Source organism: Methylobacterium sp. J-067, from assembly GCF_022829465.1.
In the GTDB taxonomy this organism is placed as follows: Bacteria; Pseudomonadota; Alphaproteobacteria; order Rhizobiales; family Beijerinckiaceae; genus Methylobacterium; species Methylobacterium litchii.
In genome coordinates this window covers 277,710-303,232 of record NZ_JAKSXZ010000146.1, presented here as the reverse complement: position 1 = coordinate 303,232, position 25,523 = coordinate 277,710, and the positions used below count along the sequence as shown (strand labels likewise).

The following is a 25,523-nucleotide window of genomic DNA, read 5'->3' as shown; positions in this document are numbered from 1 at the left end:
GGCATGACTGGCAACGTAGGCATATCATGCTAACGGACATCATGCTCGATCCCGTCGCAGAGCTCGAACCCATCATCGCCGGCCTCGACCGGGACATCCGCGAGCCGACACGGCTGCGCGCGGCCCTCGTGCCCGAACTCCGGCGCGTCCTCGAAGAGGGCCACCGGGCGGCGGAGGCGCAACTCCTGGCCGACCGCAACGGCATGGCCTGCGCCCAGAGCCTGTCGCGCCTCACCGACGCGGTGGTGCGCGCCATCCACGATGCCGTGGTCTGGCGCCTCTATCCGAACGACAATCCGACCACGGGCGAGCAGCTGGCGGTGGTCGCCACCGGCGGCTACGGCCGGGGCACGATGGCGCCGGGCTCGGACATCGATCTGCTGTTCCTGCTCCCCTACAAGCAGACCGCGTGGTCCGAGAGCGTCGTGGAGGCGATGCTCTACGTCTTGTGGGACCTGAAGCTGAAGGTCGGCCACGCCACCCGCTCGGTGGAGGAATGCCTGCGCGAGGGCCGCGCGGACATGACGATCCGCACCGCGCTGCTCGAAGCCCGCTACCTGTTCGGCTCGCGCATCCTCTACGAGGAGCTGGTCACGCGCTTCGATGCCGAGGTCATCGTCGGCTCGGCCTCAGAGTTCGTGGAGGCGAAGCTGCGCGAGCGCGACACCCGCGTCGCGAAGGCCGGCATGTCGCGCTACCTCGTGGAGCCCAACGTCAAGGACGGGAAGGGGGGGCTACGCGACCTCAACACCCTGTTCTGGATCGCGAAATACACCTACCGGGTGCGCGACCAGAGCGAACTCGTGGGCGCCGGCCTGTTCACGCCGGAGGAATACGCGCTGTTCGAGCGCTGCGACGAGTTCCTGTGGCGGGTGCGCTGCCACATGCATTTCGTCACCAAGCGCGCCGAGGAGCGCCTGTCCTTCGGCCTGCAACCGCGCATCGCGGAGCGCCTCGGCTACGAATCGCGGGGCGGCCTCTCGGGCGTCGAGCGGTTCATGAAGGCGTATTTCCGCGTCGCCAAGGATGTGGGCGACCTCACCGCCATCGTCAGCGCCGAGATGGAGGCGCGCCACGCCAAGCGCACCCCCGTGCTGGACCGCTGGATCGGCAAGTTCCGCGACCGTTTCCGCGCGACCTCCGTCGAGGCCGAGGATTTCTGGATCGACCACGGCCGGGTGAACCTGCGCGCCGAGGATGCGTTCGAGCGCGATCCCGTGAACCTCATCCGCCTGTTCTGGCTGGCGGACCGCCACAACGTGCCGATCCACCCGGATGCCAAGCGGCTCGCCACGCGCTCGCTGCGCCTCATCACCCCGTCGCTGCGCGGCGACGAAGAGGCGAACCGGCTGTTCCTGGAGATTTTGACCTCGCGCAACGCCCCCGAGGAGGCCCTGCGCGAGATGAACGAGGCGGGCGTGCTCGGCCGGTTCATCCCGGATTTCGGCCGCGTCGTCGCGATGATGCAGTTCAACATGTACCACCACTTCACGGTGGACGAGCATCTCCTGCGCACGGTCGGCGTGCTCTCCTCCATCGAGAGCGGGCGGGTGGAGGAGACCTACCCGCTGGTCACGCGGCTGATCCATTCCATCCACAACCGGCTGGCGCTCTACGTCGCGATCCTGCTGCATGACATCGCCAAGGGGCGCCCCGAGGACCATTCGGTGGCCGGCGCGCAGATCGCCAAGAAGCTCTGCCCGCGCTTCGGCCTCAGCCCGGCCGAGACGGAGACCGTGGCGTGGCTGGTGGAGCACCACCTGCTCATGTCCATGACGGCCCAGAGCCGCGACCTCTCCGACCACAAGACGATCGAGCGCTTCGCCTCCATCGTGCAGACCCTGGAGCGGCTGAAGCTCCTCACCCTCCTCACCGTCGCGGACATCACCGCCGTGGGGCCGGGCGTCTGGACCGCGTGGAAGGGCACGCTGCTGCGCACCCTCTACGACGAGACCGAGGTCTACCTCTCCGGCGGACATTCCGAGATCGCCCGCACCGACCGGGTGCGGCTGATCCAGATGAGCCTGCGCGAGCAACTGCCCGATTGGGAATCGGACATGTTCGACACCTACGCCGCCCGGCACAAGCAGGCCTATTGGCTGAAGGTCGACGGCAACCGCCAGATCAAGAACGCGCGCCTGCTCCGGCGGACGACGGAGGAGGGCCGCACCAGCGCCACCGAGGTCGGGCTCGATCCGGTGCGCGGGGTGACGGAGGTGACGGTCTATTCCCCGGACCATCCGCGGCTACTGGCCATCGTCACCGGAGCCTGCGCGGCGGCGGGGGCGAACATCGTCGATGCGCAGATCTTCACCACGGCGGACGGGTTCGCGCTGGACACCTTCGTCATCTCCCGCGCCTTCGACCGGGACGAGGACGAGCTGCGTCGGACGAAGCGCATCACCGACGTGATCGACCGGGCGCTCAAGGGCGAGATCCGCATCGCGGAACTCGTGGCCGACAAGCACCCGCCGACCAGCGCCCGCGCCAAGACCTTCCTCGTCGCCCCCGACGTGACCATCGACAACGCCCTGTCGAGCCGCGAAACGGTGATCGAGGTGACGGGCCTCGACCGGCCGGGCCTGCTCTTCGACCTGACGAGCGCGCTGGGCGCCCTCAACCTCAACATCACCTCGGCGCATGTGGCGACCTTCGGCGAGCGGGCGGTGGACGTGTTCTACGTCACCGACCTCACCGGCACCCGCGTCACCCAGCCCGACCGGCAGGTGGCGATTCGCAAGACCGTGCTGCAGGTCTTCGCCGCCGACGTGGCCATGCTGAAGGCGGAGGGGCTGGAAGCCCTCGTCACCACGCCGCCGCTGCGGGAGGCGTGAGGGCCCGCGCAGGGCGAACATCCGCGAAAGCGCAACGGCTTGGGTTGATTTCACGGGGACGCGGCCTGATATCACGCCCGGTTTATCCCCGGACCATCACTCACCCGAAGATGCGATGACGAACGACGAAAAGCCTCAGGACGTCCACGCCCGGCCCGAGGACGAGGCCGCGCCGAAGCCCACCGACGCCTCCGTCGATCCCGTGGCCGAGGCGCTGGCCTTGCTCACCGCCGAGCGCGACGAGTTGAAGGATCGGATGCTGCGCACGCTCGCCGAGATGGAGAATCTCCGTCGCCGCACCGAGCGCGAGGTCGCCGACGCGCGGACCTATGCCGTGACGAACTTCGCCCGCGACATGCTCAACGTCGCCGACAACGTCCGCCGGGCGCTGGAGAGCGTGCCCGCCGACCAGCGCAATGCCGCCGAGGGCTCCTTCAAGGGCCTGATCGATGGGATCGAGCTGACCGAGCGCGATCTCGTGAAGAACCTGGAGCGCCACGGCGTGAAGCCGGTGGAGCCACAGGGCCAGAAGTTCGACCCGAATCGCCACCAGGCGATGTTCGAGGTGCCGAACCCCGACGTGCCGGCGGGCACCGTCGTGCAGGTCGTGCAGACCGGCTACGTCATCGGCGACCGGGTGCTGCGCCCGGCGCTCGTCGGCGTCGCCAAGGGCGGCCCCAAGGCCGCGCCGAACCCCGCCGACGCCGCCTGAACCCGGAAGGGCCCCGCGATGCGTCATCGCGGGGCCCTTCCGATCAGTGGTCGAGCGGTTCGCAGGGCATCGCCGTCGCGACGTCGGCGATGAACCGCGCGGTCTGCCGCGTCTCGGCCGGGGTGCGAGGGTCGCGCGCCACGCGCCCGGCCTCGACATGCAGCCGCTCGTTGCAAGTGCAGGCCGGCAGCATCGTCGGGTCCGCCGGCCAGCAGGCATCGTGATGCATGCAGGCGGCGTCGAGGGCGTCGATCGGCTTGAAGGCGGGCCCGCGATTCCCCGGCCCGCAATAATTGCCGTGGATGAGCAGGCCGGGGCCGCGTGGGGTCTGGATCAGTTCCTGCGCCCCGGCGGCGGGCGCCCCCAGGATCGCGAGAACGGCGAGACACGATAATCGGGTGCGAAGGTTGGACACGGCTGGTTCTCCGGTGCGCCCACTCCCGCTGCGAGCTAGGCCGGACCGAATCAGCGGCAACGACGTGCGGCCGGCTAACCGACTATTTCACACACTTCGCAAAGCCTTGATGCGCCAAAAAGCACTCGCCGGCAGTCTTGAAGCCGGCGAAATGCGGAGGGCAGGGTCAGAACCGGTAGTTCAAGCCGGCGCGGACCAGTGCGAAGCCGGCGTCGGACTTGCCGGCTCCGTAATAGGCCGGGACCGAGGCATCGTAATAAGCTGCGCCGCTGAAGCCGCGCCCCAGATGCATGTAGAGCGCCTCGACCTTCGCCGAGATCTTCTGCGTGAAGGCGTATTCCACGCCGCCGCCGACCGCGTAGCCGGTGCGCGTCGTGCCCGGCAGGGTGTAGGGATAGGCCGAGGCCGCCGCGGGCAGGGATCCGCCGCCATAGGCGAAGCCGCCCGTGCCGTAGATCATCACCCGGTCGAAGGCGTAGCCGACCCGGCCGCGCACCGTCCCGAAATAATCGAGGCTCGGACGGATGCTGTAATAGGGCGTGCCGCCGATATAGGCCGCGTCGGCCTTGCCGAAGGCCGCCCCCTGGATGTCCGTCTCGACGCCGATCACGAAGCCGGAGCCGGGCGTGAACTGGTAATTGTAGCCGACCTGCCCGCCCCCGGCGAAGCCGCCGGAGCGCCCCCCGCCCGTCGCGGTGCCGTAGGTCGGATCGGTGAAGCCGCCGCTCCCCGTGGAGAAGCCGTAGCCCGCGTTCACGCCGGCATAGAAGCCGGTCCAGGTGAAGACCGGCAGGGCCGGCGGCGGGGGCGGAGGGGCCTGCCGGGGCAAGTCGGCCGCCTGCGCGGCGACGGCGAAGGACATCGCTGCCGCCCCGGAGAGCGCGGCCTTGAACACATGACGCATGGAAGAGCCTCAATGGGCGAAGCGGGCCGGGACCGGCCGCTGTCTCAGAGCGCGAGGACCAGCAGGCCGGTGACGGCGACCGCGAGGATGAGGCAGAGCGCGAGGTCGAGGACCTGGGCGCCGCCGCAGGGTTCCGAGTTCCGCTGTCCGGGGGCGGTGAGGGGGGTCATCCGTGCAGCGCCCGGGTCGAACGGTGGGGGGACGCCATCCCCAGCCGGATGGCGGGGATGGCGTCCGGTGAAACCGCAGCCCCGACTGAGGGGGAGGACGGGGCGGCGGCCTGCGTCGCCTCCGGGTCAACGGCGCGATGGACCAGATCCGCGACGGTGAGCCCGAGGGCGGGCAGCGAGAACGCGGCGAGGAGCCAGGCAAGACGCCCGAGCCGCGGAAGGGGGTTGTCCCGGAAGGGGCGCTGCGCGCCAGCCCGGGGGAGGACCATGGGCGGAACGGCGGAGGCGACGAGGATGCGCTGCATGTCGGTCATCGGTGTCGCCCCGCTCCATTTCAGTCCGTGGGAAATTTGACCACGCCAACTGCCTACGTGTGCAAAAATCCCACGTCAATCGGAATAGCGCAGCTTCCGGTGCGCGGACACACAGCGTGGGATTGTCTCCCACGGCACCGGGACGCTATGGACGGTGCATGTCCGACAGCCGCGATACGCCGCCGGAGGGGGGAGGGCTTCACGCGCCGCTGGCGCGGCTGCTGCGTCCCCTGATCCGCCTCCTCGTGGCGCGGGGAATCACCTTCCCGGCGCTCACCGATCTGTTGCGGGAACTCTACGTGAACGTCGCGGAGTACGACTTCGTCCTGCCCGGCAAGGAGCAGACGGACAGCCGGGTCTCGCTGCTCACCGGCATCCACCGCAAGGAGGTCCGCCGCCTGCGCGGAGCCGGGGCGCCGGTGAGCGCGGTGCCGGCGACGGTCTCGCGCACCGGGCGCATCGTGGCGCGCTGGCTCGCCGATCCCGCCTTCACCGATGCCAAGGGCCAGCCGCTGCCCCTGCCGCGCAACGCCGAGCCGGGCACGCCCTCCTTCGAGAGTCTGGTCGCCGGGGTGACGCGGGATGTCCGCCCCCGCGCAGTGCTCGACGAATGGCTCGACCGGGGGCTCGCCTTCGCGGATGCGCAGGATCGGATCGTCCTGGCCGAGGCCGCCTACCTGCCCCGCGCGGACGGCGACGCGGAGGCGCAGCTCTATTATTTCGGGCGCAACCTGCACGACCATTTCGCGGCGGCGGCGGAGAACATCCTCGGCCCCACACCGCGCTTCCTGGAGCGCGCGGTGCATTACGACGGCCTGTCGGAGGAACTGGCGGGCAAGCTCGAGGCGCGGGCGCGGGAACTCGCCATGGAGGCGTTGACCCAGGCGAACCGCGAAGCCCATGCCGCCTGCTGCGACGATGCCGGTGGGACGCATCGCTGGAATTTCGGCGTCTACGTCTATCGCGAGGCGGAGGGCCGGGTGCCCGGCGCCGCCGCAGAGCGCGCGGACAAGGGCTGAGGGACCGCGCCGTGGCCCTTCCCCCGCACCGCCGGCTCGTTCTGCAACTGCTCGCCGGCGCGGCCGGGCTGGCGCCTTCCCTGGCGCGCCCGCAGGACGCCCCGCGCGACCAGGGCATCGGCGGAACCGGCGCCCGGCCGGACCCGACGCCCGCCGAGCCGCCCTTGGGCGGCGGCGACCGGGGCATCGGCGGCACGGGGGTGATCGGCACGATCCGCCGCTTCGGCTCGATCATCGTCAACGACCTGCGCATCGCCTACCCGAAGGACGTGGCCGTGCGGATCGACGATGCGCCCGCCACCGCCGAGGCGCTGAAGATCGGGCAGGTGGTGCGCGTGGTGGCCCGCCCCGGCGAGGCCGGGCTCTCGACGCAGCGCATCGACGTGACCAGCGAGGTGGTCGGCCCGGTGGAGTTCGCCGCGCCCGGCCGTCTTGTGGTGCTCGGGCAGCGGGTGGTGACGGCGGGGCTCGCAGGCGAGTGGGCGCAGGGCACCCGCGTCGCGGTGAGCGGCCTGCGCCGGCCGGACGGGGTGATCGTCGCGAGCCTCGTGGAGCCGCGCGCCACCGGGCCGGATCGCGTCGCGGGGCCGGTCCGCCGGGAGAAGGGCGGGCTCGCCATCGGCGGGCTGCGGCTCCAGGGGGCCGACGCCCTCGTGCCCGGCAAGCGCGCCCTCGTCACCGGCACGGCCGAAGCGGGCACGCTGCGCGTCACCATGGCCGCGTTCAACGGCACGCCCTTCCCGCCGGGCCTCAGCCAGGTGTCCATCGAGGCCTATATCGGCCGCGCCGGGCCGGGCCTCGCTCTCGGCTCCGGCCTCGCCGTGTCGGGGCGGCCCAATACGACGGTGCCGCGCCAGGGCAGCGTGCGGGCGGTGGTGACGGCGAGCGTCGCCCCGGATGGGGGGCTGACTGTGGAGCGCCTGCGCGCCGACGGGCGCCTCGCGCCGCAGCCGGAGGAACCGCAGGCGCCCCGCTTCGAGCGCGAGCGCGACCGCCTCGACATGCGCGTCCTGCCTGAGGATGGGCCGGGCCGGTTCGGGCCGGAGACCGGCGGGCGCTTCGGCGGCTTCGAGCCGCGCGGGCCTTCCATCGACACCCGCCCCGGCTCGGGGGACATCCCGGGCCTCGGCGGCCCAGGACGTGGCGACGGCTTCGGTCGGCCGGGCGGCATGCCCGGCGGCGGCCCCCCTGGCGGCGGTCCCCCCGGCGGGGCGCCCCCCGGTGGGTTCGGCGGGCCGGGCGGCGGCTTCGGCGGCCCCGGTGGGCCGGGAGGGCCGGGTGGTCCGAGGCGGTGAGGCCTACGGCACCCCCTCGCGGGTGAGGAGGTCGCGCTTGCGGGCGACGCCCCAGCGGTAGCCGGAGAGGGTGCCGTCCGAGCGCACCACCCGATGGCAGGGAATCGCCACGGCGATGGCGTTGGCGCCGCAAGCGAGCGCCACCGCCCGCGACGAGCCCGGCGCGCCGATGGCGCGGGCGACGTCGGCATAGGTCGCCGTGGTCCCCGCTGGGATCGCCCGCAGGGCCTCCCAGACCCGCTGCTGGAAGGCAGTGCCGCCGATGTCGAGGGGCAAGTCGTGCGCCCGGCCCGGCGCCTCCACGAGGCCGATGGCCCGCGCCATCCACGCCTCGAACGCCGCATCGCCCCCGATCAGCTCGGCGGCGGGGAAGCGGTCCTGAAGATCGCGCACCAGCGCGTCGGGATCGTCGCCGAGCAGGATCGCGCAGAGGCCCCGCTCCGTCGCCGCCACGAGGATCGCCCCCAGGCTGCACGCGCCGACACCGAACCGGATCCGCGCCCCGGCGCCGCCCTTGCGGTAGCGCGAGGGCGCCATGCCGAGGCGTTCGCCGGCCTCGGCATAGAAGCGGCTCGATGCCCCGTAGCCTGCGTCATAGATCGCCCCGGTGACGGTCAGCGCGCTCGCCAGGGCCTCCTCCAGGCGGGCGGCCCGGCGGGCGCGGGCGAAGGCGGCCGGCGTCACGCCCGTCACCGCGCGGAACACCCGGTGGAAATGGAAGGCGCTCATCCCCGCCGCCCGGGCGAGATCGGCCAGGGCGGGGGGCGTCTCGGCGGTCTCGATCAGCCGGCAGGCGCGGGCGATGGCCTCGCGGCGGCGCTCGGCCGCGGGCGGATCGTCGGGCCGGCAGCGCAGGCAGGCGCGAAAGCCCGCCGCGCGGGCGTCCTCAACGGTCGCGTGGAAGGTCACGTTCTCCCGGCGCGGGGTGCGGGCGGCGCAGCTCGGGCGGCAATACACCCCCGTGGTGCGCACCGCGTAGACGAAGCGCCCATCCGCCCCCGCGTCGCGGGCGAGAAGGGCCTCCCAGCGTTCATCCTCGTCGTCGGGAAGAAGGGTCGGCTGCATGGCGCGGGCTCCGTGGAGGGTTGCCGCCATGGTGCGCCGGCCCCCGTGCGTCGGCATCCCGCGCCTTGCTCCGCAATTCGACGGATGGATCAGGCTTCGAGCTTGGCCATCAGCGTCGGGGACAGGGCGAAGTTGACGTAGACGTTCTGCACGTCGTCCTGGTCCTCGATCACCTCCACGAGGCGGATCAGCTTCTCGCCGGTCTCGTCATCCACGTCGATCGTGTTCTGCGCCTTCCAAATCAGGCCGGTGCGGCTCGGGTCGCCGAACTTGGCTTCGAGCGCCTTGGCGACCTCGCCGTAGGAATCCTGCGCGCAGATGATCTCGTGGCCCTCCTCGCCGGAGGACACGTCGTCGGCGCCGGCCTCGATGGCGGCTTCCAGCATCGTGTCGGCGTCGGCGACGCTCGCGGGGTAGGCGATCACGCCCACCCGGTCGAACATGAAGGCCACGGCGCCGGTCTCGGCGAGGCTCCCGCCGGACTTGGTGAAGGCCGAGCGCACGTCGCTGGCGGTGCGGTTGCGGTTGTCGGTCTGCGCCTCGACTATCAGCGCGGCGCCGCCGGGGCCGTAGCCCTCGTAACGGATGTCCTCGTAGTTCTCGCCGTCGGCCCCGGTCGCCTTCTTGATGGCGCGCTCGATGTTGTCCTTCGGCATGTTCTCGGCGCGGGCGGCGAGCACGGCGGCGCGCAGGCGCGGGTTCATCGCCGGATCGGGCGTGCCGAGCTTGGCCGCCACCGTGATCTCTCGGGCGAGCTTGCCGAAGATCTTGGACCGGACCGCATCGACGCGGCCCTTGCGGTGCATGATGTTCTTGAACTGGGAATGACCGGCCATGTGCCTTCGGACTTGCGAGTAGCGCGGCGCGGGAGGACCACCCCCCGACGCCGCTGACGGAACTGCGGTTTTTATAGGCCTTCGGGCTTGGGCGAGGCAACGCGCACATTCCCGGCGCAAGCGGGGGAAAGAACGATCCCCGCAGGCGTTGGAGCGCGGAAGTCCTTTTCCCGGAGCCCCGATGCCCACCTCTTCGTCCCAACGCCGTACCGTCGTGGTGACAGGCGCCAGTGCCGGCGTCGGCCGCGCCATCGCCTGCGAGTTCGCCCGGCACGGCTGGAATGTCGGCCTCGTCGCGCGGGGCGAGGTCGGGCTAGCGGCGACGATCCACGACGTGCGGCGCCTCGGCGGCAACCCCATCGCCTTCGCCGCCGACGTCGCGGACGCGCAGGCCATGGAGGAGGTGGCCGATTCCGTCGCCAAGGCCTGCGGCGGCATCGACGTGTGGGTCAACAACGCGATGGTGACGGTCTACGCCACGGTGCAGGAGACGAGCGCGGAGGAGTTCCAGCGCGTCACGGACGTGACCTATCTCGGCCAGGTCCACGGGACGCTCGCCGCCCTGCGGCACATGGTGCCGGCGGACCGGGGCACCATCGTCCATATCGGCTCGGCGCTCGCCTACCGCTCGATTCCCCTTCAGGCGACCTATTGCGCGGCCAAGGCGGCGGTGCGCGGCTTCGTGGATTCCCTGCGCTCGGAGCTGCTGCACGACGGCAGCCGGGTGCGGCTGACGATGGTGCAATTGCCGGCGGTGAACACGCCGCAATTCGATTGGGCGCGCTCGCGCCTGCCGCGCAAGCTCGAACCCGTCCCGCCGATCTACCAGCCCGAGGCCATCGCCCGCCACGTCTACCGGGCGGCCCACGAGGCACCGCGCGAACTCTGGATCGGCGGATCGGCGTGGAAGGCGATCATCGGCAACATGATCATTCCGGGCTGGATCGACGGCTACCTCGCCCGTCACGGCTACCGGGGGGAGATGACCAGCGTGCAGGCGAACAAGAACCGTCCCGACAACCTCTACGAGCCTGTCGACACCGATCCCGGCGCCCATGGCCGGTTCGATTCGCGCTCGCGCCCGCAGGTCACGGCGGCCGATCCGAAGTGGCTCAAGGTCGGGATCGCCGCGGCCCTGGGGCTCGCGGCGGGCACGATGCTCTTCGCCACCGAGGCCCATGGCCGCGACGAGGAGAAGCGGCGCCTGCGCCGCCGCGCCCCTACAGAATGAACCGACTGAGGTCCGCGTTGGCGGCGAGGTTCTCCACTCGCTCGCGGACATAGGCCGCGTCGATCGTCACCGTCTCGCCGGAGCGGTCGGTGGCGGTGAACGAGATCTCGTCCAGCACCCGCTCCAGCACCGTCTGGAGCCGTCGTGCGCCGATATTCTCGACCGAGCCGTTCACCTCCACCGCCACCCGCGCCAGGGCGTCGATGGAATCGTCGGTGAAGTCGAGGGTCACGCCCTCCGTCGCCATCAGGGCGAGCGTCTGCTTGATCAGGCTCGCCTCGGTGGCGGTGAGGATCTGCTTGAAATCCTCCACCGTCAGGGGCTGCAACTCCACCCGGATCGGCAGGCGCCCCTGCAACTCCGGCAGGAGGTCGGACGGCTTCGAGACGTGGAAGGCGCCGCTGGCGATGAACAGCACGTGGTCGGTCTTCACCGGCCCGTGCTTGGTGGCGACCGTGGTGCCCTCGATCAGCGGCAGCAGGTCGCGCTGCACGCCCTCGCGGGAGACGTCGGCGCCGGAGCGGCTTTCGCGGGCGCAGATCTTGTCGATCTCGTCGAGGAAGACGATGCCGTTGTCCTCGACCTCGCGGATCGCTTCGCGGGTCAGGGCCTCGTCGTCCACCAGCTTGTCGGATTCCTCGGCGAGCAGGGGGGCGTAGGCGTCGCGCACGGTGATGCGGCGCGGCTTGCCCCGCTGGCCCGAGAGCGCCTTGCCCAGCATGTCGCCGATATTGATGGCGCCCATGGAGGCGCCCGGCACGCCGGGAATCTCGAACATCGGCAGCCCGGACGGCGCCCCGGCGGCGAGTTCGATCTCGACTTCCTTGTCGTCCATTTCACTGTTGCGCAGCTTCTTGCGGAAGCTGTCGCGGGTGGCCTGGCTGGCGGTGGGGCCGACGAGGGCGTCGAGGATGCGATTCTCGGCGGCGGCCTCCGCCTTGGCCTTCACCGCCTCGCGCTTGGTCTGGCGGGTGAGGCCGATCGAGACCTCCACGAGGTCGCGCACGATCTGCTCGACGTCGCGGCCGACATAGCCGACCTCGGTGAACTTCGTAGCCTCGACCTTCAGGAACGGGGCGTTGGCGAGCTTGGCGAGGCGCCGGGCGATCTCGGTCTTGCCGCAGCCGGTCGGCCCAATCATCAGGATGTTCTTGGGCGCGACCTCCTCGCGGAGCGGCCCGGTGAGCTGCTGGCGCCGCCACCGGTTGCGGAGCGCAATGGCCACCGCCCGTTTGGCCTCGTTCTGCCCGACGATGAAACGATCGAGTTCGGACACGATCTCGCGCGGAGAAAACGTCGTCACCGCCTGGCTCTTCCTTGATCCCCGGCCCCTGTGCCGGTCAGCCGGGAATGGGGTCCCGGCCGGCGCGGCGCAAGGGGGCGCGGTGGCACGCGGGCCGTTCAGTGATGCGCGAGCGGCGTCGCGCCCGGCTTGTCGTGGGTGCCGAAGCGCTCGACCAGGGTCGCGCTCGCGGCGTTGAGGCCGCGCACCTCGACGTTCCGGCCGCGCTCGCGGGCCTTCAGCACCACCCGGTCCAGGGCGGCGACCGCCGAGATGTCCCAGAAATGCGCGGCTCCGACATCGATGACGAGGCGCTCCACCGGCTCCAGCAGGTCGATGGAATCCGCGAAGGTGCTCGCCGAAGCGAAGAACACCTGACCGGTCACGGTGTAGGTCCGGGTCGTGCCGTCCGGCGACAGGGCCGAGTCGATGCGGCTGAGGCGCGCGACCTTGCCGGCGAAGAACACGCCGGAGAGCAGGACGCCGACGAGCACGCCGATGGCGAGGTCGCGGGTCGCCACCACCACCGCCACGGTGGCGAGCATCACCACGGAGGAGGGCAGGGGGTTGGTCCGCAGCCGGGCCAGCGAGCGCCAGGAGAAGGTGTTGAGCGACACCATGATCATCACCGCCGTCAGCGCCGCCACCGGCACCACCGCCAGCAGGCTCTGCAGGGCGACGAGGAGCAGCAGCAGGAAGGCTCCGGCCACAAAGGTCGAGAACCGCCGCCGGGCGCCCGACGACACGTTGATGACCGACTGGCCGATCATCGCGCAGCCGCCCATGCCACCGAACAGCGCCGAGGCGATGTTGGCGAGCCCCTGGCCGTGGCATTCCCGGTTCTTGTTGCTGCCCGTGTCGGTCAGGTCGTCCACGATCTGCGCCGTGAGCAGGCTTTCCAGGAGGCCCACCGCCGCCAGCGTCGCCGCGTAGGGCAGGAGGATGCGCAGGGTGTCGAGGGTGAAGGGCACCTGCGGCAGGGCGAAGCTCGGCAGAGACGAGGGCAGGGCGCCGAGATGGGCGACGGTGCGCACGTCGAGATGCAGCCACGCCGTCAGGGCGGTGAGCACCGCGATCGCCACCAGCGGCGAGGGCACGGCGCGGGTGAGAAGGGGTAGGCCGTAGATGATCGCCAGCCCCAGGGCGACGAGCCCGTAGGTCGCCATGCTCACGCCGGTTAGTTCCGGCAGCTGCGCCATGAAGATCAGGATCGCCAGGGCGTTGACGAAGCCGGTCATCACCGATTGCGACACAAAGCGCATCAGCCGCCCGAGCTTCAGGAAGCCCGCCGCGATCTGGATGACGCCCATCAGGATGGTCGCGGCGAAAAGGTATTGCACGCCGTGGTCGCGGACGAGGTCGGTCATCACCACGGCGGTGGCGGCGGTGGCGGCCGAGATCATCGCCGGGCGTCCGCCGGTGAAGGCGATGGTGCAGGCGATCACCACGGAGGCATAGAGGCCGACCTTCGGATCGACGCCCGCGATCACCGAGAAGCCGATGGCCTCCGGGATGAGCGCGAGGGCGACGACGATGCCGGAGAGGATTTCGACGCGGGCGTCACGCAGGCGCGCGCCGAGTCCCGCCGCAGGGGCGGTGGTGGAGGGAGATGTCATGAGAAGAACCGCAGGGAGACCGCCGCGATGGCAGGGGCTGGTCTCGAATGCGTGGTCCGGCGGATCGGCGGCCGGAAGAGCCACCCGGGCTTGCACCGGGTCCTAGCGAATGAAGCCTTGTTAGACGGGCGCGTACTGCAATGCAACAGAACGGTGCGTTCGTCTCAGAGCCCCGGCCCCTTCGCCGCGCCGAGGATGCGCCCCGGGCGCCCCTCGCGGGAATGCTGCAGCAGCACCACCCAGCCATCCGCCCCGGGGATCGCGGCTGCGGAGAGGGGCACCTCGAACCGGGCGGGCTGCCCGGTCCAGGTGCCGAGGCGCTGAAGGCCGCGCACGACGTTCACGTAGGACGCGACCCGGCCGCGATTCTCGCCGGTCTCGATCGTGATGTCCCGCGCCTTCAGCAGCGGCACTAGCCACACCTCGTCCCGCGCATCGGGCTTCGGCTCCTTGGGGGAGGGGCGGGCGCCGACCTCCACCACGATCCGGCTGTCCTGCACCTCCGCGCTCATCGGCACGGAGAGCGGCGCCGTCCGGGACGCCTCCTGCAGCAGGCGTTCGAGGGCCGGGCGGTTCGAGCCGATGGTGGTCTGCCCGCCATCCACGACGGCCTGCGGCGTCATCACCTGCCGGGCGCCCCGGGCGCGGGCATAGGCGCGCTGGCGCTCGGTGAGGGCGCGCAGGCCGAGGGTGTCGTGCCAGCCGAGATAGTCCCAGTAGGTCACCGGCAGGGTCAGGGCGAGGATGCCGGGCTTGCGCGCGAGGTCGCGCATCACCGGGTCGGCGGTGCGGCAGGCGGCGCAACCCTGGGCCGTGAACATCTCGACCACCGCCGCAACCGGCTCGGCCCGCGCCGGCACGCAGCCGAGCCCGGCCAGGGCGCACACCACGGCGCGGCAGGCTGACAGGGGGATGCGGGCGCGGGTGTGCCTCATGCCGGGGGATCAGAGCGCGGTCGTCTCGGCCTGGGAAGTCACGTTGCCTTGAGACGGCACCGCCTTCGGGGGCACCTTGGGCAGCATGTCCGGCCGCCAGCGGCGGTGCATCCACAGCCACTGGCCGGGATTCTCGCGCACCCAGCCCTCGATCACGTCGGTCATCGCCTGCATGGCGCCGGGCACGTCGATGGTGCCGTCCGCGCCGCGCGGCAGGGTGAGGGGCGGGGTGAGTTCCAGGCGGAACCGCTCGCCCGGCAGACGCACCACCCGCGCCCCGTGGACGGGGCATTCGTAGTGGCGGGCGAGCTTGGCGAGCAGCGGGTTCACGAGGCAGGGGCGGCCGAAGAAATTCACCACCACGCCGCGGGTGAAATGCTGGTCGACGAGCTGCCCGAGATGGCCGCCCCGCTCCACCACGCCCTGCATGGCGAAGGCTGAGCCGGGGCCCGAGGCGGCGAGCCCCCCCATCGTGCTGCGGCGGACCTCCTCCACCAGCCGCTTGGCGGCGGGGTTGTTCGGCGGCCGGAACACGGCGGTCGCCTCCAGGCCGAACTTCGCCGCGCAGATCGCCGGCAATTCCCAGTTGGCGAGGTGGGCCGAGAAGATCAGGCCGGGCTGCCTGTCGTCGCGCAGGGCGAAGAAATGCTCGATGCCCTCGACCTCGCTGCGCAGCGGCCCCGTCGCTTCGGGGTCGTAGTCGAGCAGCGTGTCGAGATGGGCGTATTCCGCCCCCGTCCGGCCGAGGTTGTCCCAGGCCGAGAGGGCGATGGCCCGCACCTCCGCCTCCGGCAGGCCGGGGAAGGCGGCGCGGATGTTGGCGAGCGCCGTCCGGTGCGCCGGGAGTAGCGGCCCGATCGTCCGCAGCAGCCCGCCCCCGAAGGCGGCCGCCCGCTCCGGCCCGAGCAGGCGGGCCAGGGCGAAGATCAGGCGGATGAGCGGGATGCTGGCGAAGCCGGCAAGTCGCGGATAGGACCGCTTCAGGATGAGGGCGAGGCGCAGCAAAGGAGTCGGGTTCCGGAGCGAAGGCGCGCCCTTAGATCATGTTTCGCGCTGCGGTGCGAACAACGCGCTTAGACTTATCAGAGCGCGACGAGAATCTTGCCGAACACCTTGCGGGATTCGAGCCGTTCCAGCCCCTCAGTGAAGTCCGCCATCGGGTAGACCGTATCGACCACCGGCCGGATGCCCTGGGCCATCTTGTCGAGGGACTGGGCGATGTTGGCCAGCGTGCAGCCGAACGAACCGGTGATGCGGTATTGCTGCTGGAACAGCTGCATCAGGTTCATGGTCGTGGTCGGGCCGGAGGTGGAGCCGCAGGTGACGAGCCGCCCGCCGCGCTTCAGGCACAGCAGCGAGCCGTTCCACGTGTCGGCGCCGACATGCTCGAACACCACGTCCACGCCCTTGCGCTTGGTCAGGCGGCGCACCTCGCCCTCGAACCGCTCGGTGCGGTAGTTCACGACGTGGTCGGCCCCGAGTTCGGCGGCCTTGGCGCCCTTCTCGTCGTCGCCCACCGTCGTGTAGACGGTGCAGCCGATGGCCTTGGCCATGCGGATCGCCGCCGTGCCGATCCCCGATCCGCCCGCATGGACGAGGACGCTCTCGCCCGGCTCCAGCTTGGCGTTGTCGAACAGCATGTGCTGCACCGTGCCGAAGGCGATGCCGGCGCAGGCCGCCTCGGCATCCTCGACGCCGTCCGGCACCGGCACGACGAGGCGGGCCGGCAGGGTGACGAGTTCGCGGGCGAAGCCGTCGATGTGGAAGCCCATCACGCCGCCGACCTCCTCGCAGAGGTTGTCGCGGCCTTCCCGGCAGGCGCGGCATTTCCCGCAGGTGAGCGCGCCGTAGGGCACGACGCGGGTGCCGACCGCGAGGCCGGTGACGCCCTCGCCGACGGATTCGACCTCGCCCGACGCCTCGGCGCCGACGATGAGGGGCATCTTGCGCTTGGCGAAGGCCATGCCGCGAAAGCCCCACACGTCGATGAAGTTGAGCCCCACCGCGCGGATGCGCAGCCGCACCTCGCCGGGGCCGGGGGGCGGCGGCGGCTCGACCTCGGTCAGGCGCAGGTCGCGGTCGCCGAAGAGTTGCAGGGCTCGCATGGGCTTATTCGCTGGTGCTGATCGGGTCGACGTGCAGTTCGCCCCGTGAGGACGGCGGTGGGGTTATCACAGCGCCGCGACCACGGCATCCCGGCTCACTCCGGCGAGAGATACCGCCGCCGTGCCCACCCCACCGTGCGGCCGACGCGGACGCGGCACCATGTGGTGCGGCTCGGCGTGTCGTTGGTGCAGCCGAAGACCAGGGCGCGCTGGCGGATCTCGCCCACCACCTCGGCGGCGGCATCGGGCTCGGCGCGGATGCTCAGCGGCTCGCCGGGCGCGAGGCCGGTGACGCGGTACGGTTCCGGGTCGGCATGGGCCGCGCCGACGCCGAGGGGCAGGAGCGCGAGGAGCAGGGCGGCGAAGGGGCGCATCGGCAGGATCGCAGGAGGGTCAGGAGCGGTGGACGCCCATCATCGCGGTCAAACCGCCATCGACGGGCAACACGGTCCCGGTGATGTAGCCCGCGCCCTCGCCCATCAGGAAGGTCGCCAGCGCCGCGACCTCCTCCGGCTTCGCGAAGCGGCCGGCGGGGATCTGGCGCTCCATGCCGGCGCGGTGGGCGGCGTAGGGCGCGAGCATCGCCGTATCGATGAAGCCGGGGGCTATGACGTTCACCGTCACGCCGCGCTTGGCGGTCTCGATCGCCAGCGTCCGGCAATAGGCGATCAGCGCGCCCTTGGTGGCGGCGTAGGCCGCGTTGCCGGCGTTGGCGCGCAGCGCCGCCACCGAGCCGATGGCGACGATCCTGCCGGAGCGGGCCCGCGTCATGCTCCGGATGAGGGATTTCGCGAGGCGGGTGAGCGAGAAGAAGTTCACCTGCATCGCCGCCTCGGCCTTGTCCTGGTCGAGCATGGCGGCGAGCCCGTCGCTCGACTGGCCGGCATTGTGGACGAACCCGTGATAGCCGATCTCCTGGGCCGTCTCGCAGAAGGCGTCGAGGGCCGCGCGGTCCGCGAGGTCGAGGGCGTAGGCGCGGATGCCGAGGCCGGGATGGGCCTCGTTCAACTCGGTCGCCAGCGCCGAGGCCGCCTCACCCGAGGCGCGGTAGGTGAAGTCGACGGCGTACCCGGCCCCCGCGAGCGTGCGCACGATGGCCGCGCCGAGCCCGCTGCCGCCCCCGGTGACGAGGACGCGCTTCTCCTGCCCGTCGCTCATGCCGGCTCCGCCGCGAGCACGAGGCAGGTGTTCTGGCCGCCGAAGCCGAAGGAGTTCGACAGGACGGTGCGCACGGGCATGTCCCGCGCCTCGCCCACGATGTCGAGGCCGAGCGCCGGGTCCGGGTTGCGGTAGTTGATCGTCGGCGGGATCCGCCCGTGGCGGATCGAGAGCAGCGAGGCCGCCGCCTCGATCGCCCCGGCGGCGGTCAACGTGTGGCCGATCATCGACTTGTTCGAGGTGACGGGCAGGGTCGCGGCGCGCTCGCCGAACACGGCGGCGATGCCCATCGCCTCCATCCGGTCGTTCTCCGGCGTCGAGGTGCCGTGGGCGTTCACCGTGTCGATGGCCTCCGGCGCGAGGCCGGCATCGTCCAGGCTCGCGCAGATCGCGGCGAGGATCGGCGCGCCGTCCGGGCTGGAGCGGGTGCGGTGGAAGCCGTCGCCCTTCTCGCCGCAGCCGAGCACGTAGCCGAGGATCGTCGCGCCCCGCGCGACGGCGGCGGCGGCATCCTCCAGCACCAGGGCGGCGGCGCCCTCGCCCATCACGAAGCCGTCCCGGTCCTTCGAGAAGGGGCGGGAGGCCTCCTCGGGCACGTCGTTGCGCGTCGAGAGGGCGGAGAGAAGCGAGAAGCGAATCAGCGATTCGGGGTTCACCGAGCCGTCCGTGCCGATGCACAGGGCGGCTGTCGCCTCGCCCCGGCGAATCGCCTCGACGCCGAGCTGGATGGCGGTGGCGCCGGAGGAGCAGGCGGTGGAGAGGGAGATCGGCGAGCCGCGGGTGCCGAACCGCTCGGCGATCCGGTCAGCCACGGTGCCGAACAGGAACAGGTCGTGCCACGCATCGAACCGACCGGTGGCGACGGCCCGGAGCATGCCGGCGTAATCGACTGCCTCGTCGCCGCCGGCGGCCTCCGCGATGGCGCGGCGCTGGGGCCATTCCATCTCGACGGGCGGCACGGCGATGAACAGCGGGCCGGGGAAATCGCCCTTCGGACCGAGATTCGCCTGCGCCAGCGCCTCCTCGGCCGCGACGGCGGCGAAGCGCTCCGACAGGAGCGGGGCCACGAGCGGGTCGGTGTCGAGGAAGTCGACGGTGCCGGCGATCCGCGTGCGCAGCCCTTCCGTGGGGAAGCGGGCGATCTCGCGGATCCCGGAGCGGCCCTCGGTGAGGGCGGCCCAGGTGTCGGCCTGGCCCCGGCCGAGGGAGGAAACGAGGCCGAGGCCCGTCACCGCGATGAGCGGCCGGCCCCTGGCGTCGCGATAAGCGCGTGCGGTCATGGGAGCGTCCTGTACGGGATTTTTCGGCTCCGCACAGCCGGGTGGAACGAAAAGGGGCTCAGCGCTTCTGATCCTCGGCCAGCCGGCGTTCCATGTATTGCCGGAGCACGGCGTTCATGCGGCTCTGGTAGCCCTTGCCGCCGCGCTTGAAGAAGGCGACCACGTCACCGTCGAAGCTGGCGTGAACGGAGACCTTGGCGGGCGGGAGGCCAACGAACGCGTCGGTCCATTCGCCGTCCGCAACCGTCGCCGGGTTGTCGCGATCCGCGTCGGCGATGCGCTCGACCTCGTCCTCCGGCATCGCGCGCAGGCGCGCCCAATCCGTCCGGTCCCGCGTCGGTTCAGGTCGCTTGCCGGTGGCCATGGTACAGGTGCCTTTCCTTCCGGTTCGCACGGCGCGCCGCGATGATCCTCTGCTTACCATCCCTGGGCGTGAAGGTGATGTTGAGGACGACCTCGTTGAATTCGACGAGGGCGTTGTAGCGCGCCTCGCCGTAGTCGAACCTCCTGTCCTCGCGGGTCAGGAGGAAGCGGCCGTCGAAGACCGCGTCGAGGCCGGCGAAGTCGATGCCGCGCAGGTCGAGGTTGGCATCGCTCTTCCGGTCATCCCACGTGGTGTGCTCACCCTCACCCACGTTCCGGTCTCCGTGAGACCTAGGCCTGCCCGCCCTGGGCCGCCAACGGCGCGTCGGCCAGCCTCAGCACCGTCTGCAACAGGACGTCGGCGCCGGCCGCACAATGCTCCTGCGTGGCCGATTCGGTTTCGTTGTGGCTCACCCCGTCCTTGCACGGCACGAAGATCATCGTGGAAGGCACCTTCGTGGCCAGATTGCAGGCGTCGTGGCCCGCGCCGGAGACGATCCGGCGGCGGGACAGGCCGAGCCCTTCCGCCGCCGCGTCCACCGCCGCGACGAGGCGGGGGTCGAACGGGATCGGCTCCTTGCGCCAGATCCGTTCCAGCACGATCGACAGGCGCCGCCGCTCGCCGATCTCGGCCGCCGCCTCGCGCAGCTCCTTTTCCATGGCATCGAGGGTTTCCGCGCGCGGGTCGCGGGTGTCGACGGTGAAGGCCACGCGGCCCGGCACGACGTTGCGCGAGGGCGCGAGGATGGTGGTCTCGCCGATGGTCGCCACCGCGCTCGGCCCGTGGGCCAGGGCGATGCGCTCCGCCGCGAGGGCGAATTCGGACAGGCCGAGCAGGGCGTCCCGGCGGCGGGGCATCGGCGTCGTGCCGGCATGGCTCTCGAAGCCCTCCACCGTGCCGTCGAACCACGCGATGCCCTGGCCGCCCTCCACGACGCCGATGGTCTTGCCCTCGGCCTCCAGGATCGGCCCCTGCTCGATGTGCAATTCCACGAAGGCGCCGATGGTGCGCTCGCCCACGCTCTCGCCGCCGCGATAGCCGATCGTGTCGAGGGCCTGCGCCACCGTGGTGCCGGCGGCGTCGGTCTTGGCCAGGATCTCGTCGGTGGTGAACTCACCTGCATAGGCCGCCGAGGCCATCATCGCCGGGGCGAAGCGCGAGCCCTCCTCGTTGGTCCAGTTCACGAGCATCAGAGGCGCCCGCGTCTCGATTCCCGCATCGGCCAGGGTGCGCATCACCTCCAGGCCCGCGAGAACGCCGAGCACGCCGTCGAACTTGCCCCCGGTCGGCTGCGTGTCGAGGTGCGAGCCGAAGGCGATGGGCGGCAGGCTCATGTCCTTGCCGGGGCGCACCGCATATTGCGTGCCCAGCGCATCGACGCCCACCGTCAAGCCCGCCGCCTCGCAGGCCGCGCGGAACCAGTCCCGCACCGCGCCGTCCTCGGCCGAGAGGGTCAGCCGGTTGATGCCGCCCTTGGGCGTTCCCCCGAATCGCGCCGTCTCGTGGATCGTCGCCCACAGGCGCGAGCCATCGGAGCGCAGGTTGTGGGTGCTGCTGGGGCTGCTCTCGCTCATTCCGGGTCCTCGTGATCGGGGCAGCGGAAGCATGACGGCAAGCGGGCGCCGTGTCAGCCCTGCGATGCCTGCATGGCCGAAAGAATGAGTCCGTCTCTTCGTCAGAATTCTCGACGAGAAATTGTAGCGTGGCTCAGTCAGACACGGACGGGCAACATGGCGGGCGCATCATGCCCATCAGTCGCGCTTCCCCCCTCGCGCGGCTGACGGGGCGGACCCTCTCATACCCTACCCGGGGTTGGGTCCGCCCTCGTCGCGTCAGCGCCGGAACGGCAGGCGGTGAGCCCCAGAGCCGCCTCCGTTCCGGTGCTTTCGTGCGTCCGGCTCAGTGCCAGAACGGCTTGACGTCGAGCAGGTCGGTGCGCGCGTCCGCCGCCTTGTCGAGGAGGTCCTTCACCCGCTTCTCGTCCACCTCCGGCATGGCCGGGCCGTCCTCACGCGCGATGTCGAGGGGCAGGGTGCGGGCGGTCTCGATGTCGTTGAGCGCGCCGAGATGGTCCTGCAGGTCGGACAGCGCGTCCCCGAACGCCTTCTGGCGCTTCTGGGCCTTCGATTTGGGGAACAGCCCCGCGAAGAACTCGGCGCCGTAGCGCAGCTTCTTGGCCGAGATGCGCGCCCGGTGGCGGGTGTGGGCGTCCAGGTGGCGAAGGCCCTTCCCGCGCTTCTTCACGCGGCGGCGGGCCTTGTCGAGGATGCCGGCGGCGAAGTGCCGGCCGTCCTGCCGCGCCGCATCCTGCTCGCTCCACGGGCCGGCCTCGACCCAGCCGGCGATGTCGAGGAGAAGGCCGCGCCATTGTGGGCTCGTCAGGATCTGCTGCACGGCGGCATAGGCGTGCTCGCGGGCCTCGTCCGCGCCCCGCCCGATCTCGGCGATTCCGGGATGGTCGGGGTTGTGCTTGGCGAGCACGGGCAGCGTGTCGTGGATGAACACGTCGAGGTTGCGGGCGTGGCCGAAGGGCTCGGTCACGCGCTTGATCTCGTCGCCGAGGGCCGCCGCCTTAGGGTCGTTCTCGAAGAGGGGCGCGAACAGCGACAGGGCCGAGCGCAGGCGCCGCAGGGCGACCCGCATCTGGTGCAGGGCGCTCGGGTCGCGCAGGCCCTGGAGGAAGGCGGTCTCGTTGATGCGCAGGTGGCGCAGGCACGCGCGGGCGACGGTGCGGAACACCGTGCCGGCGTCGTCCTCGGGGTCCAGGGTGATCGCCTCCGCCTTGGCCGGGGAGGGCACCTCGTGGTCGAGGGCGGCGAAGCCCCGCGCGCTCTTCGAGAGCACGCCGAGGCGCAGGGGCACGGTCTCGGTGAGCGTCTGGGCGAAGGCGAAGAGGTCGGCCACCCGCCCACGTTCCAGTTCGAGCTCCAGCTCGCACAGGAGGGCGTCGCCGGAGGCGGTCTCGATGCGCCCGTCGTCCAGGGTGACGGCGATCTGTGAGTCACCGAACTCCACCGAATGGACCCGGCGCATGATGACGGAGGTGAAGAGCGGTTCGAGGGTGGCCCCCGCCTTCTCCAGCACCGGCTCGGCGGCGGTGCCGGCCCAGGCGGAGGGCTCCGGGGCGTCGCCCGGCACGTCGCTCTCCCATTCCGCCCGGTCGAACAGACCGATCTGGCCCGCGCCCGCCTTCACCGTCTGGATGTGGCGGCCCTCCGCGCTGCGGATCCGCAGGGTCAGGCCCTCCTCCCGGAGCGCCCTGTCGGGCGTGTCGTAGTAGCGGGTGCGGAGCAGCTTCGGCTCGGTCGCCGCCACGTCCTTCAACTGCGGGTGGGTGCTCAGGGCCGTGAGATCGGGGCCGTCGCATTCGAGCTTCAACTCGATCTCGCGCGGTGCCTCCGTCCCTTCCTGCGCCTCGCTCATGTGTCACCCACCTCGAAATTGCACGCCGACCCAGCGAGGGGCCGATCTACCACGTCCTGCGGAGTGCGTCCGCAAGGCTCATCCTCCTACGCTTGACGCGCTGAAGCGATCCGCTGTTATCGGCAGCCTTCGCGACACTGCCGTGAAGTCCCCTTTTCAGTCCCAAAATCATTTTGCCACACTAAATCGCTTGCAATTCAATTGCTCAATCTAGTATCGCCATCGGCAAACTGCGCCTGCCCGTTCGCTCCGTCCGATGGAGCGGGACCCCTTCGCGGCGGTTATGCGGTCGTCCCGTCACTCGAGCATTCCCCGTGACTGCCTTGAAGACTCTTCTCGTCGGCGTCATCGGCCATGTGGACCATGGCAAGACCGCCCTCGTGCGTGCGCTCACCGGTGTCGAGACGGACCGGCTGAAGGAGGAGCAGGCCCGGGGCGTGTCCATCGTGCCGGGCTTCGCCCTGCTCGCGGGCGAGGCGGGGGAGATCGACCTCGTGGACCTGCCGGGGCACGAGCGGTTCGTGCGTGCCATGGTCTCGGGCGCGACGGGCATGCGGGCGGTGCTGCTGGCGGTGGATGCCAACGAGGGCATCAAGCCCCAGACCGTCGAGCATCTGGAGATCGCCCGGCTGATCGGCGTGCGCCGGGGCGTGCTGGTGCTGACCAAGGCCGACCTCGCTACCCCGGAGACGATCCGCGCCCGATCCGCCGAGATCGCCGCCGCCGCGGCGCGGGCCGGGCTCGACACGGGGCCAGTCATCGCCACCTCGACCCTCACCGGCATCGGCATTCCCGCCCTCTCGGCGGCGCTGCTCGGCCTGCTGGCCGAGGCCAACGGCGGCACCGACGACGGCTTCCCCTACCTGCCGGTGGACCGGGTCTTCACCCGCGCGGGCTTCGGCACGGTGGTCACGGGCACCCTGCGCCGGGGCAAGCTGGCGGTGGGCGACACGGTCGAGATCGCCCCCGGCGGGCGCCGCGCCGTGGTGCGCGGGCTGCAGATCCACGGGCGCCCGGTGGAGGTGGCCGAGCCCGGCCGCCGCACGGCGGTGGCGCTGCGGGGCGTCGGCCTCGACGAGATCGCGCGCGGCCAGGCGCTCAGCCTGCCCGACCTTCTGGTCCCGACCCGCTGGCTCGATGTCGCCGTCACCGCCGCCGCGAGCGCGGAGTCCGCCCTGCCGAGCGGCCTGGCCTGCCGCCTGCTGTTCGGCACCACCGAGGTCGAGGCGCGGCTGCGGCTGCTCGACCGGCAGAGCCTCGAACCGGGGCAGACGGCGCAAGGCCAGCTCCACCTCGCGGAGGAGGTGGCGGTGCCGGCGCGGGAGCCATTCGTGCTGCGCCTCGATTCCCCCGCCGCCACCGTGGCGGGCGGGCGCATCCTCGATCCGGCGAGCCGCCGCCGCCGCCGCAACGACCCGCGCGTCACCGCCGACCTCGCGGCCATCGCCGCCGGCCGCCCGGCCGAGGCGCTGACCGTGCGGCTGGGGCAGGCCGGGGCGCTCGGCGCGCCGTTGGCGGAACTCGCCCGCCTCGCCGGCACCACGCCGGAGCGCGTCCGGCGTCTCCTCACCGCCGCGGGCGCGCGGGAGATCGCGGAGCGGTTCGTCGGCGCGCCGGCCTTCGCGGCGCTGCGCTCCGGGACGATGGGAACGCTGGCGCAGTTCCACCGGGAGCGCCCGATGGACCATGGCGCCCCCCTCGATCAGGTGGCCCGCTCTCTCGCCCTGCCGGAATCGGTGACGGGCGCGGTGCTGCGCGACCTCACCGGCGCGGGAGAGGTGACGCAGGTCGGCACCCTGTGGCGCCGGGCGGATTTCGACCCGGCCCGCAACGAGACCGAAACGGTGCGCCGGCTGGAGCAATCGTTCCGCAAGGCCGGGCTAAACCCGCCCGACGAGGCCGAGGCCATCGGCCGCGACATCCGCCGCCGGGACGCGCTGAACTACCTGATCGGCTCGGGCGCGATCATCCGTGCGGTCGACCGGGTGCAGCGCCGGGCGGTGCTGTTCCACCGGGAGGCGGTGGTGAGCGCCCGCTCGCGCCTGCTCGACGCCTTTCCGGCCGCCGCCGACGCCGAGACCGGCTTCCTCGCCCGCGAGGCGGGGGCGGCGCTCGGCATCTCGCGCAAGTTCTCGATTCCGCTGCTGGAGCACCTCGATGCGACGGGCTTCACCCGGCGCGCCGGGGACAAGCGGATCATCGTCTCCCTGGAGAAGGCCGCGCCTCAGAAATCGCTGCCCAGCCAGTCGTCCCGGCTCGGCTCGTAGCAGGTGTAGCCGATCAGGCAGGCGGCGGCGTCGCGCGTCGGCCGGAAGGCCCGGCGGGCGATCTCGGTCGGCTCGCAGAACGAGCGGTCGCGGACGAACCGGTCATAGGTCTGGCCGCCCGTGCCCAGCACGATGGCCCCCTGGGACGCCACGAGCCGCGAGGCCTGGGCGCAGCTCATCGCCACGGTGGAGGGGCGCCCCTGCGCCAGGGCGGGCGAGGCCGCCAGCAGGGCGGCGGACAGGGCAAACAACCGCTTCGGCAAGGGAGCCTCCATGATGGCGGTTCAAGCCGGAACGC

25 protein-coding genes and 1 other annotated feature are annotated in these 25,523 nt (G+C 71.5%); of the genes, 6 read left to right on the top strand and 19 right to left on the bottom strand.

Going from position 1 to position 25,523, the window contains the following annotated elements; genetic code table 11:
- Positions 1–41 precede the first annotated feature (41 nt).
- Together MKK52_RS24870 and grpE are read left to right on the top strand one after the other, a co-directional pair.
- Positions 42–2,834, top strand: a complete 2,793-nt coding sequence (locus MKK52_RS24870; protein ID WP_243959042.1) for a [protein-PII] uridylyltransferase — start codon at positions 42–44, stop codon at positions 2,832–2,834.
- Between the two features lie 115 nt (positions 2,835–2,949).
- On the top strand, positions 2,950–3,546 hold the full coding sequence (gene grpE / locus MKK52_RS24865; RefSeq protein ID WP_243959040.1) for a nucleotide exchange factor GrpE: 597 nt from the start codon (positions 2,950–2,952) through the stop codon (positions 3,544–3,546).
- Positions 3,547–3,589: 43 nt separating this feature from the next.
- Here grpE and MKK52_RS24860 read toward each other — a convergent pair whose 3' ends face one another.
- From MKK52_RS24860 to MKK52_RS24850, 4 genes are all read right to left on the bottom strand, one after another.
- Positions 3,590–3,961 carry a hypothetical protein gene (locus MKK52_RS24860; RefSeq protein WP_243959038.1) on the bottom strand — a complete coding sequence of 124 codons (372 nt, stop codon included), beginning with the start codon at positions 3,959–3,961 and terminating at the stop codon, positions 3,590–3,592.
- 166 nt (positions 3,962–4,127) lie between these two features.
- Positions 4,128–4,865 (bottom strand): outer membrane protein, encoded by a 738-nt coding sequence (locus tag MKK52_RS24855; RefSeq protein WP_243959036.1) that lies wholly within the window; start codon positions 4,863–4,865, stop codon positions 4,128–4,130.
- A 44-nt stretch (positions 4,866–4,909) separates the two neighbouring features.
- Entirely contained in the window at positions 4,910–5,035 is a 126-nt protein-coding gene (locus MKK52_RS27030; protein WP_279598020.1) for a hypothetical protein, read from the bottom strand.
- The gene (locus MKK52_RS24850; protein WP_243959034.1) at positions 5,032–5,349 is read right to left on the bottom strand and encodes a hypothetical protein; all 318 of its coding nucleotides are present in this window, start codon (positions 5,347–5,349) and stop codon (positions 5,032–5,034) included. Before MKK52_RS24850 ends, MKK52_RS27030 begins: the two co-directional genes overlap by 4 nt.
- A 158-nt stretch (positions 5,350–5,507) precedes the next feature.
- Here MKK52_RS24850 and MKK52_RS24845 point away from each other — a divergent pair, with 158 nt between their 5' ends.
- Both MKK52_RS24845 and MKK52_RS24840 read left to right on the top strand, forming a co-directional pair.
- Positions 5,508–6,368 (top strand): DUF6502 family protein, encoded by an 861-nt coding sequence (locus MKK52_RS24845; RefSeq protein WP_243959032.1) that lies wholly within the window; start codon positions 5,508–5,510, stop codon positions 6,366–6,368.
- Positions 6,369–6,379: 11 nt separating this feature from the next.
- The gene (locus MKK52_RS24840) at positions 6,380–7,663 is read left to right on the top strand and encodes a DUF5666 domain-containing protein (RefSeq protein WP_243959030.1); all 1,284 of its coding nucleotides are present in this window, start codon (positions 6,380–6,382) and stop codon (positions 7,661–7,663) included.
- A 3-nt stretch (positions 7,664–7,666) separates the two neighbouring features.
- On the opposite strand, the gene ada is transcribed toward MKK52_RS24840, so the two are convergent.
- Both ada and MKK52_RS24830 read right to left on the bottom strand, forming a co-directional pair.
- The gene (gene ada / locus MKK52_RS24835) at positions 7,667–8,728 is read right to left on the bottom strand and encodes a bifunctional DNA-binding transcriptional regulator/O6-methylguanine-DNA methyltransferase Ada (RefSeq protein ID WP_243959028.1); all 1,062 of its coding nucleotides are present in this window, start codon (positions 8,726–8,728) and stop codon (positions 7,667–7,669) included.
- Positions 8,729–8,817: 89 nt separating this feature from the next.
- Positions 8,818–9,564, bottom strand: a complete 747-nt coding sequence (locus MKK52_RS24830) for a YebC/PmpR family DNA-binding transcriptional regulator (protein ID WP_243959026.1) — start codon at positions 9,562–9,564, stop codon at positions 8,818–8,820.
- A gap of 181 nt (positions 9,565–9,745) precedes the next feature.
- Here MKK52_RS24830 and MKK52_RS24825 point away from each other — a divergent pair, with 181 nt between their 5' ends.
- Positions 9,746–10,795 carry an SDR family oxidoreductase gene (locus MKK52_RS24825; RefSeq protein ID WP_243959024.1) on the top strand — a complete coding sequence of 350 codons (1,050 nt, stop codon included), beginning with the start codon at positions 9,746–9,748 and terminating at the stop codon, positions 10,793–10,795.
- Here the strand turns inward: MKK52_RS24825 and hslU are convergent.
- The 12 genes from hslU to MKK52_RS24765 all read right to left on the bottom strand — a co-directional run bounded on the left by hslU (position 10,785) and on the right by MKK52_RS24765 (position 22,958).
- Positions 10,785–12,098 carry an ATP-dependent protease ATPase subunit HslU gene (gene hslU, locus MKK52_RS24820; protein ID WP_243959022.1) on the bottom strand — a complete coding sequence of 438 codons (1,314 nt, stop codon included), beginning with the start codon at positions 12,096–12,098 and terminating at the stop codon, positions 10,785–10,787. The two genes, MKK52_RS24825 and hslU, sit on opposite strands and share 11 nt — an antisense overlap.
- A 98-nt stretch (positions 12,099–12,196) precedes the next feature.
- The gene (locus MKK52_RS24815; protein ID WP_243959021.1) at positions 12,197–13,693 is read right to left on the bottom strand and encodes a SulP family inorganic anion transporter; all 1,497 of its coding nucleotides are present in this window, start codon (positions 13,691–13,693) and stop codon (positions 12,197–12,199) included.
- A gap of 50 nt (positions 13,694–13,743) precedes the next feature.
- Positions 13,744–13,799 (bottom strand) — a sequence feature (sul1 is cis-regulatory element that is thought to sense ions involved in sulfur or methionine metabolism; They are found in Alphaproteobacteria).
- Positions 13,800–13,857: 58 nt separating this feature from the next.
- Positions 13,858–14,628, bottom strand: coding sequence for a DUF1223 domain-containing protein (locus MKK52_RS24810; protein ID WP_243959019.1), 771 nt, complete (start codon positions 14,626–14,628; stop codon positions 13,858–13,860).
- A 9-nt stretch (positions 14,629–14,637) separates the two neighbouring features.
- Complete coding sequence (locus MKK52_RS24805) at positions 14,638–15,633, bottom strand: lipid A biosynthesis lauroyl acyltransferase (RefSeq protein ID WP_243959017.1); 996 nt, start codon at positions 15,631–15,633, stop codon at positions 14,638–14,640.
- Between the two features lie 77 nt (positions 15,634–15,710).
- Complete coding sequence (locus tag MKK52_RS24800; RefSeq protein ID WP_243959015.1) at positions 15,711–16,733, bottom strand: zinc-binding dehydrogenase; 1,023 nt, start codon at positions 16,731–16,733, stop codon at positions 15,711–15,713.
- Positions 16,734–16,828: 95 nt separating this feature from the next.
- Positions 16,829–17,107, bottom strand: coding sequence for an SH3 domain-containing protein (locus tag MKK52_RS24795; RefSeq protein ID WP_243959013.1), 279 nt, complete (start codon positions 17,105–17,107; stop codon positions 16,829–16,831).
- 19 nt (positions 17,108–17,126) lie between these two features.
- Positions 17,127–17,891 (bottom strand): SDR family NAD(P)-dependent oxidoreductase, encoded by a 765-nt coding sequence (locus MKK52_RS24790; protein WP_243959011.1) that lies wholly within the window; start codon positions 17,889–17,891, stop codon positions 17,127–17,129.
- A complete protein-coding gene (locus tag MKK52_RS24785) occupies positions 17,888–19,171 on the bottom strand; it encodes a beta-ketoacyl-ACP synthase (protein WP_243959009.1) in 1,284 nt (427 codons plus the stop codon). Before MKK52_RS24785 ends, MKK52_RS24790 begins: the two co-directional genes overlap by 4 nt.
- A gap of 58 nt (positions 19,172–19,229) precedes the next feature.
- On the bottom strand, positions 19,230–19,535 hold the full coding sequence (locus MKK52_RS24780; RefSeq protein WP_243959007.1) for a BrnA antitoxin family protein: 306 nt from the start codon (positions 19,533–19,535) through the stop codon (positions 19,230–19,232).
- On the bottom strand, positions 19,513–19,806 hold the full coding sequence (locus MKK52_RS24775) for a BrnT family toxin (protein WP_243959005.1): 294 nt from the start codon (positions 19,804–19,806) through the stop codon (positions 19,513–19,515). The genes MKK52_RS24780 and MKK52_RS24775 overlap by 23 nt, the downstream gene beginning before the upstream one ends.
- A 19-nt stretch (positions 19,807–19,825) precedes the next feature.
- Complete coding sequence (locus tag MKK52_RS24770) at positions 19,826–21,109, bottom strand: Zn-dependent hydrolase (RefSeq protein WP_243959003.1); 1,284 nt, start codon at positions 21,107–21,109, stop codon at positions 19,826–19,828.
- 325 nt (positions 21,110–21,434) lie between these two features.
- Positions 21,435–22,958 (bottom strand): CHAD domain-containing protein, encoded by a 1,524-nt coding sequence (locus MKK52_RS24765; protein ID WP_243959000.1) that lies wholly within the window; start codon positions 22,956–22,958, stop codon positions 21,435–21,437.
- Between the two features lie 314 nt (positions 22,959–23,272).
- Between MKK52_RS24765 and selB the strand changes: the two genes are divergently transcribed.
- Entirely contained in the window at positions 23,273–25,225 is a 1,953-nt protein-coding gene (gene selB / locus MKK52_RS24760; protein ID WP_243958998.1) for a selenocysteine-specific translation elongation factor, read from the top strand.
- Here the strand turns inward: selB and MKK52_RS24755 are convergent.
- Entirely contained in the window at positions 25,183–25,500 is a 318-nt protein-coding gene (locus MKK52_RS24755; RefSeq protein ID WP_409564737.1) for a hypothetical protein, read from the bottom strand. The two genes, selB and MKK52_RS24755, sit on opposite strands and share 43 nt — an antisense overlap.
- Positions 25,501–25,523 lie beyond the last annotated feature (23 nt).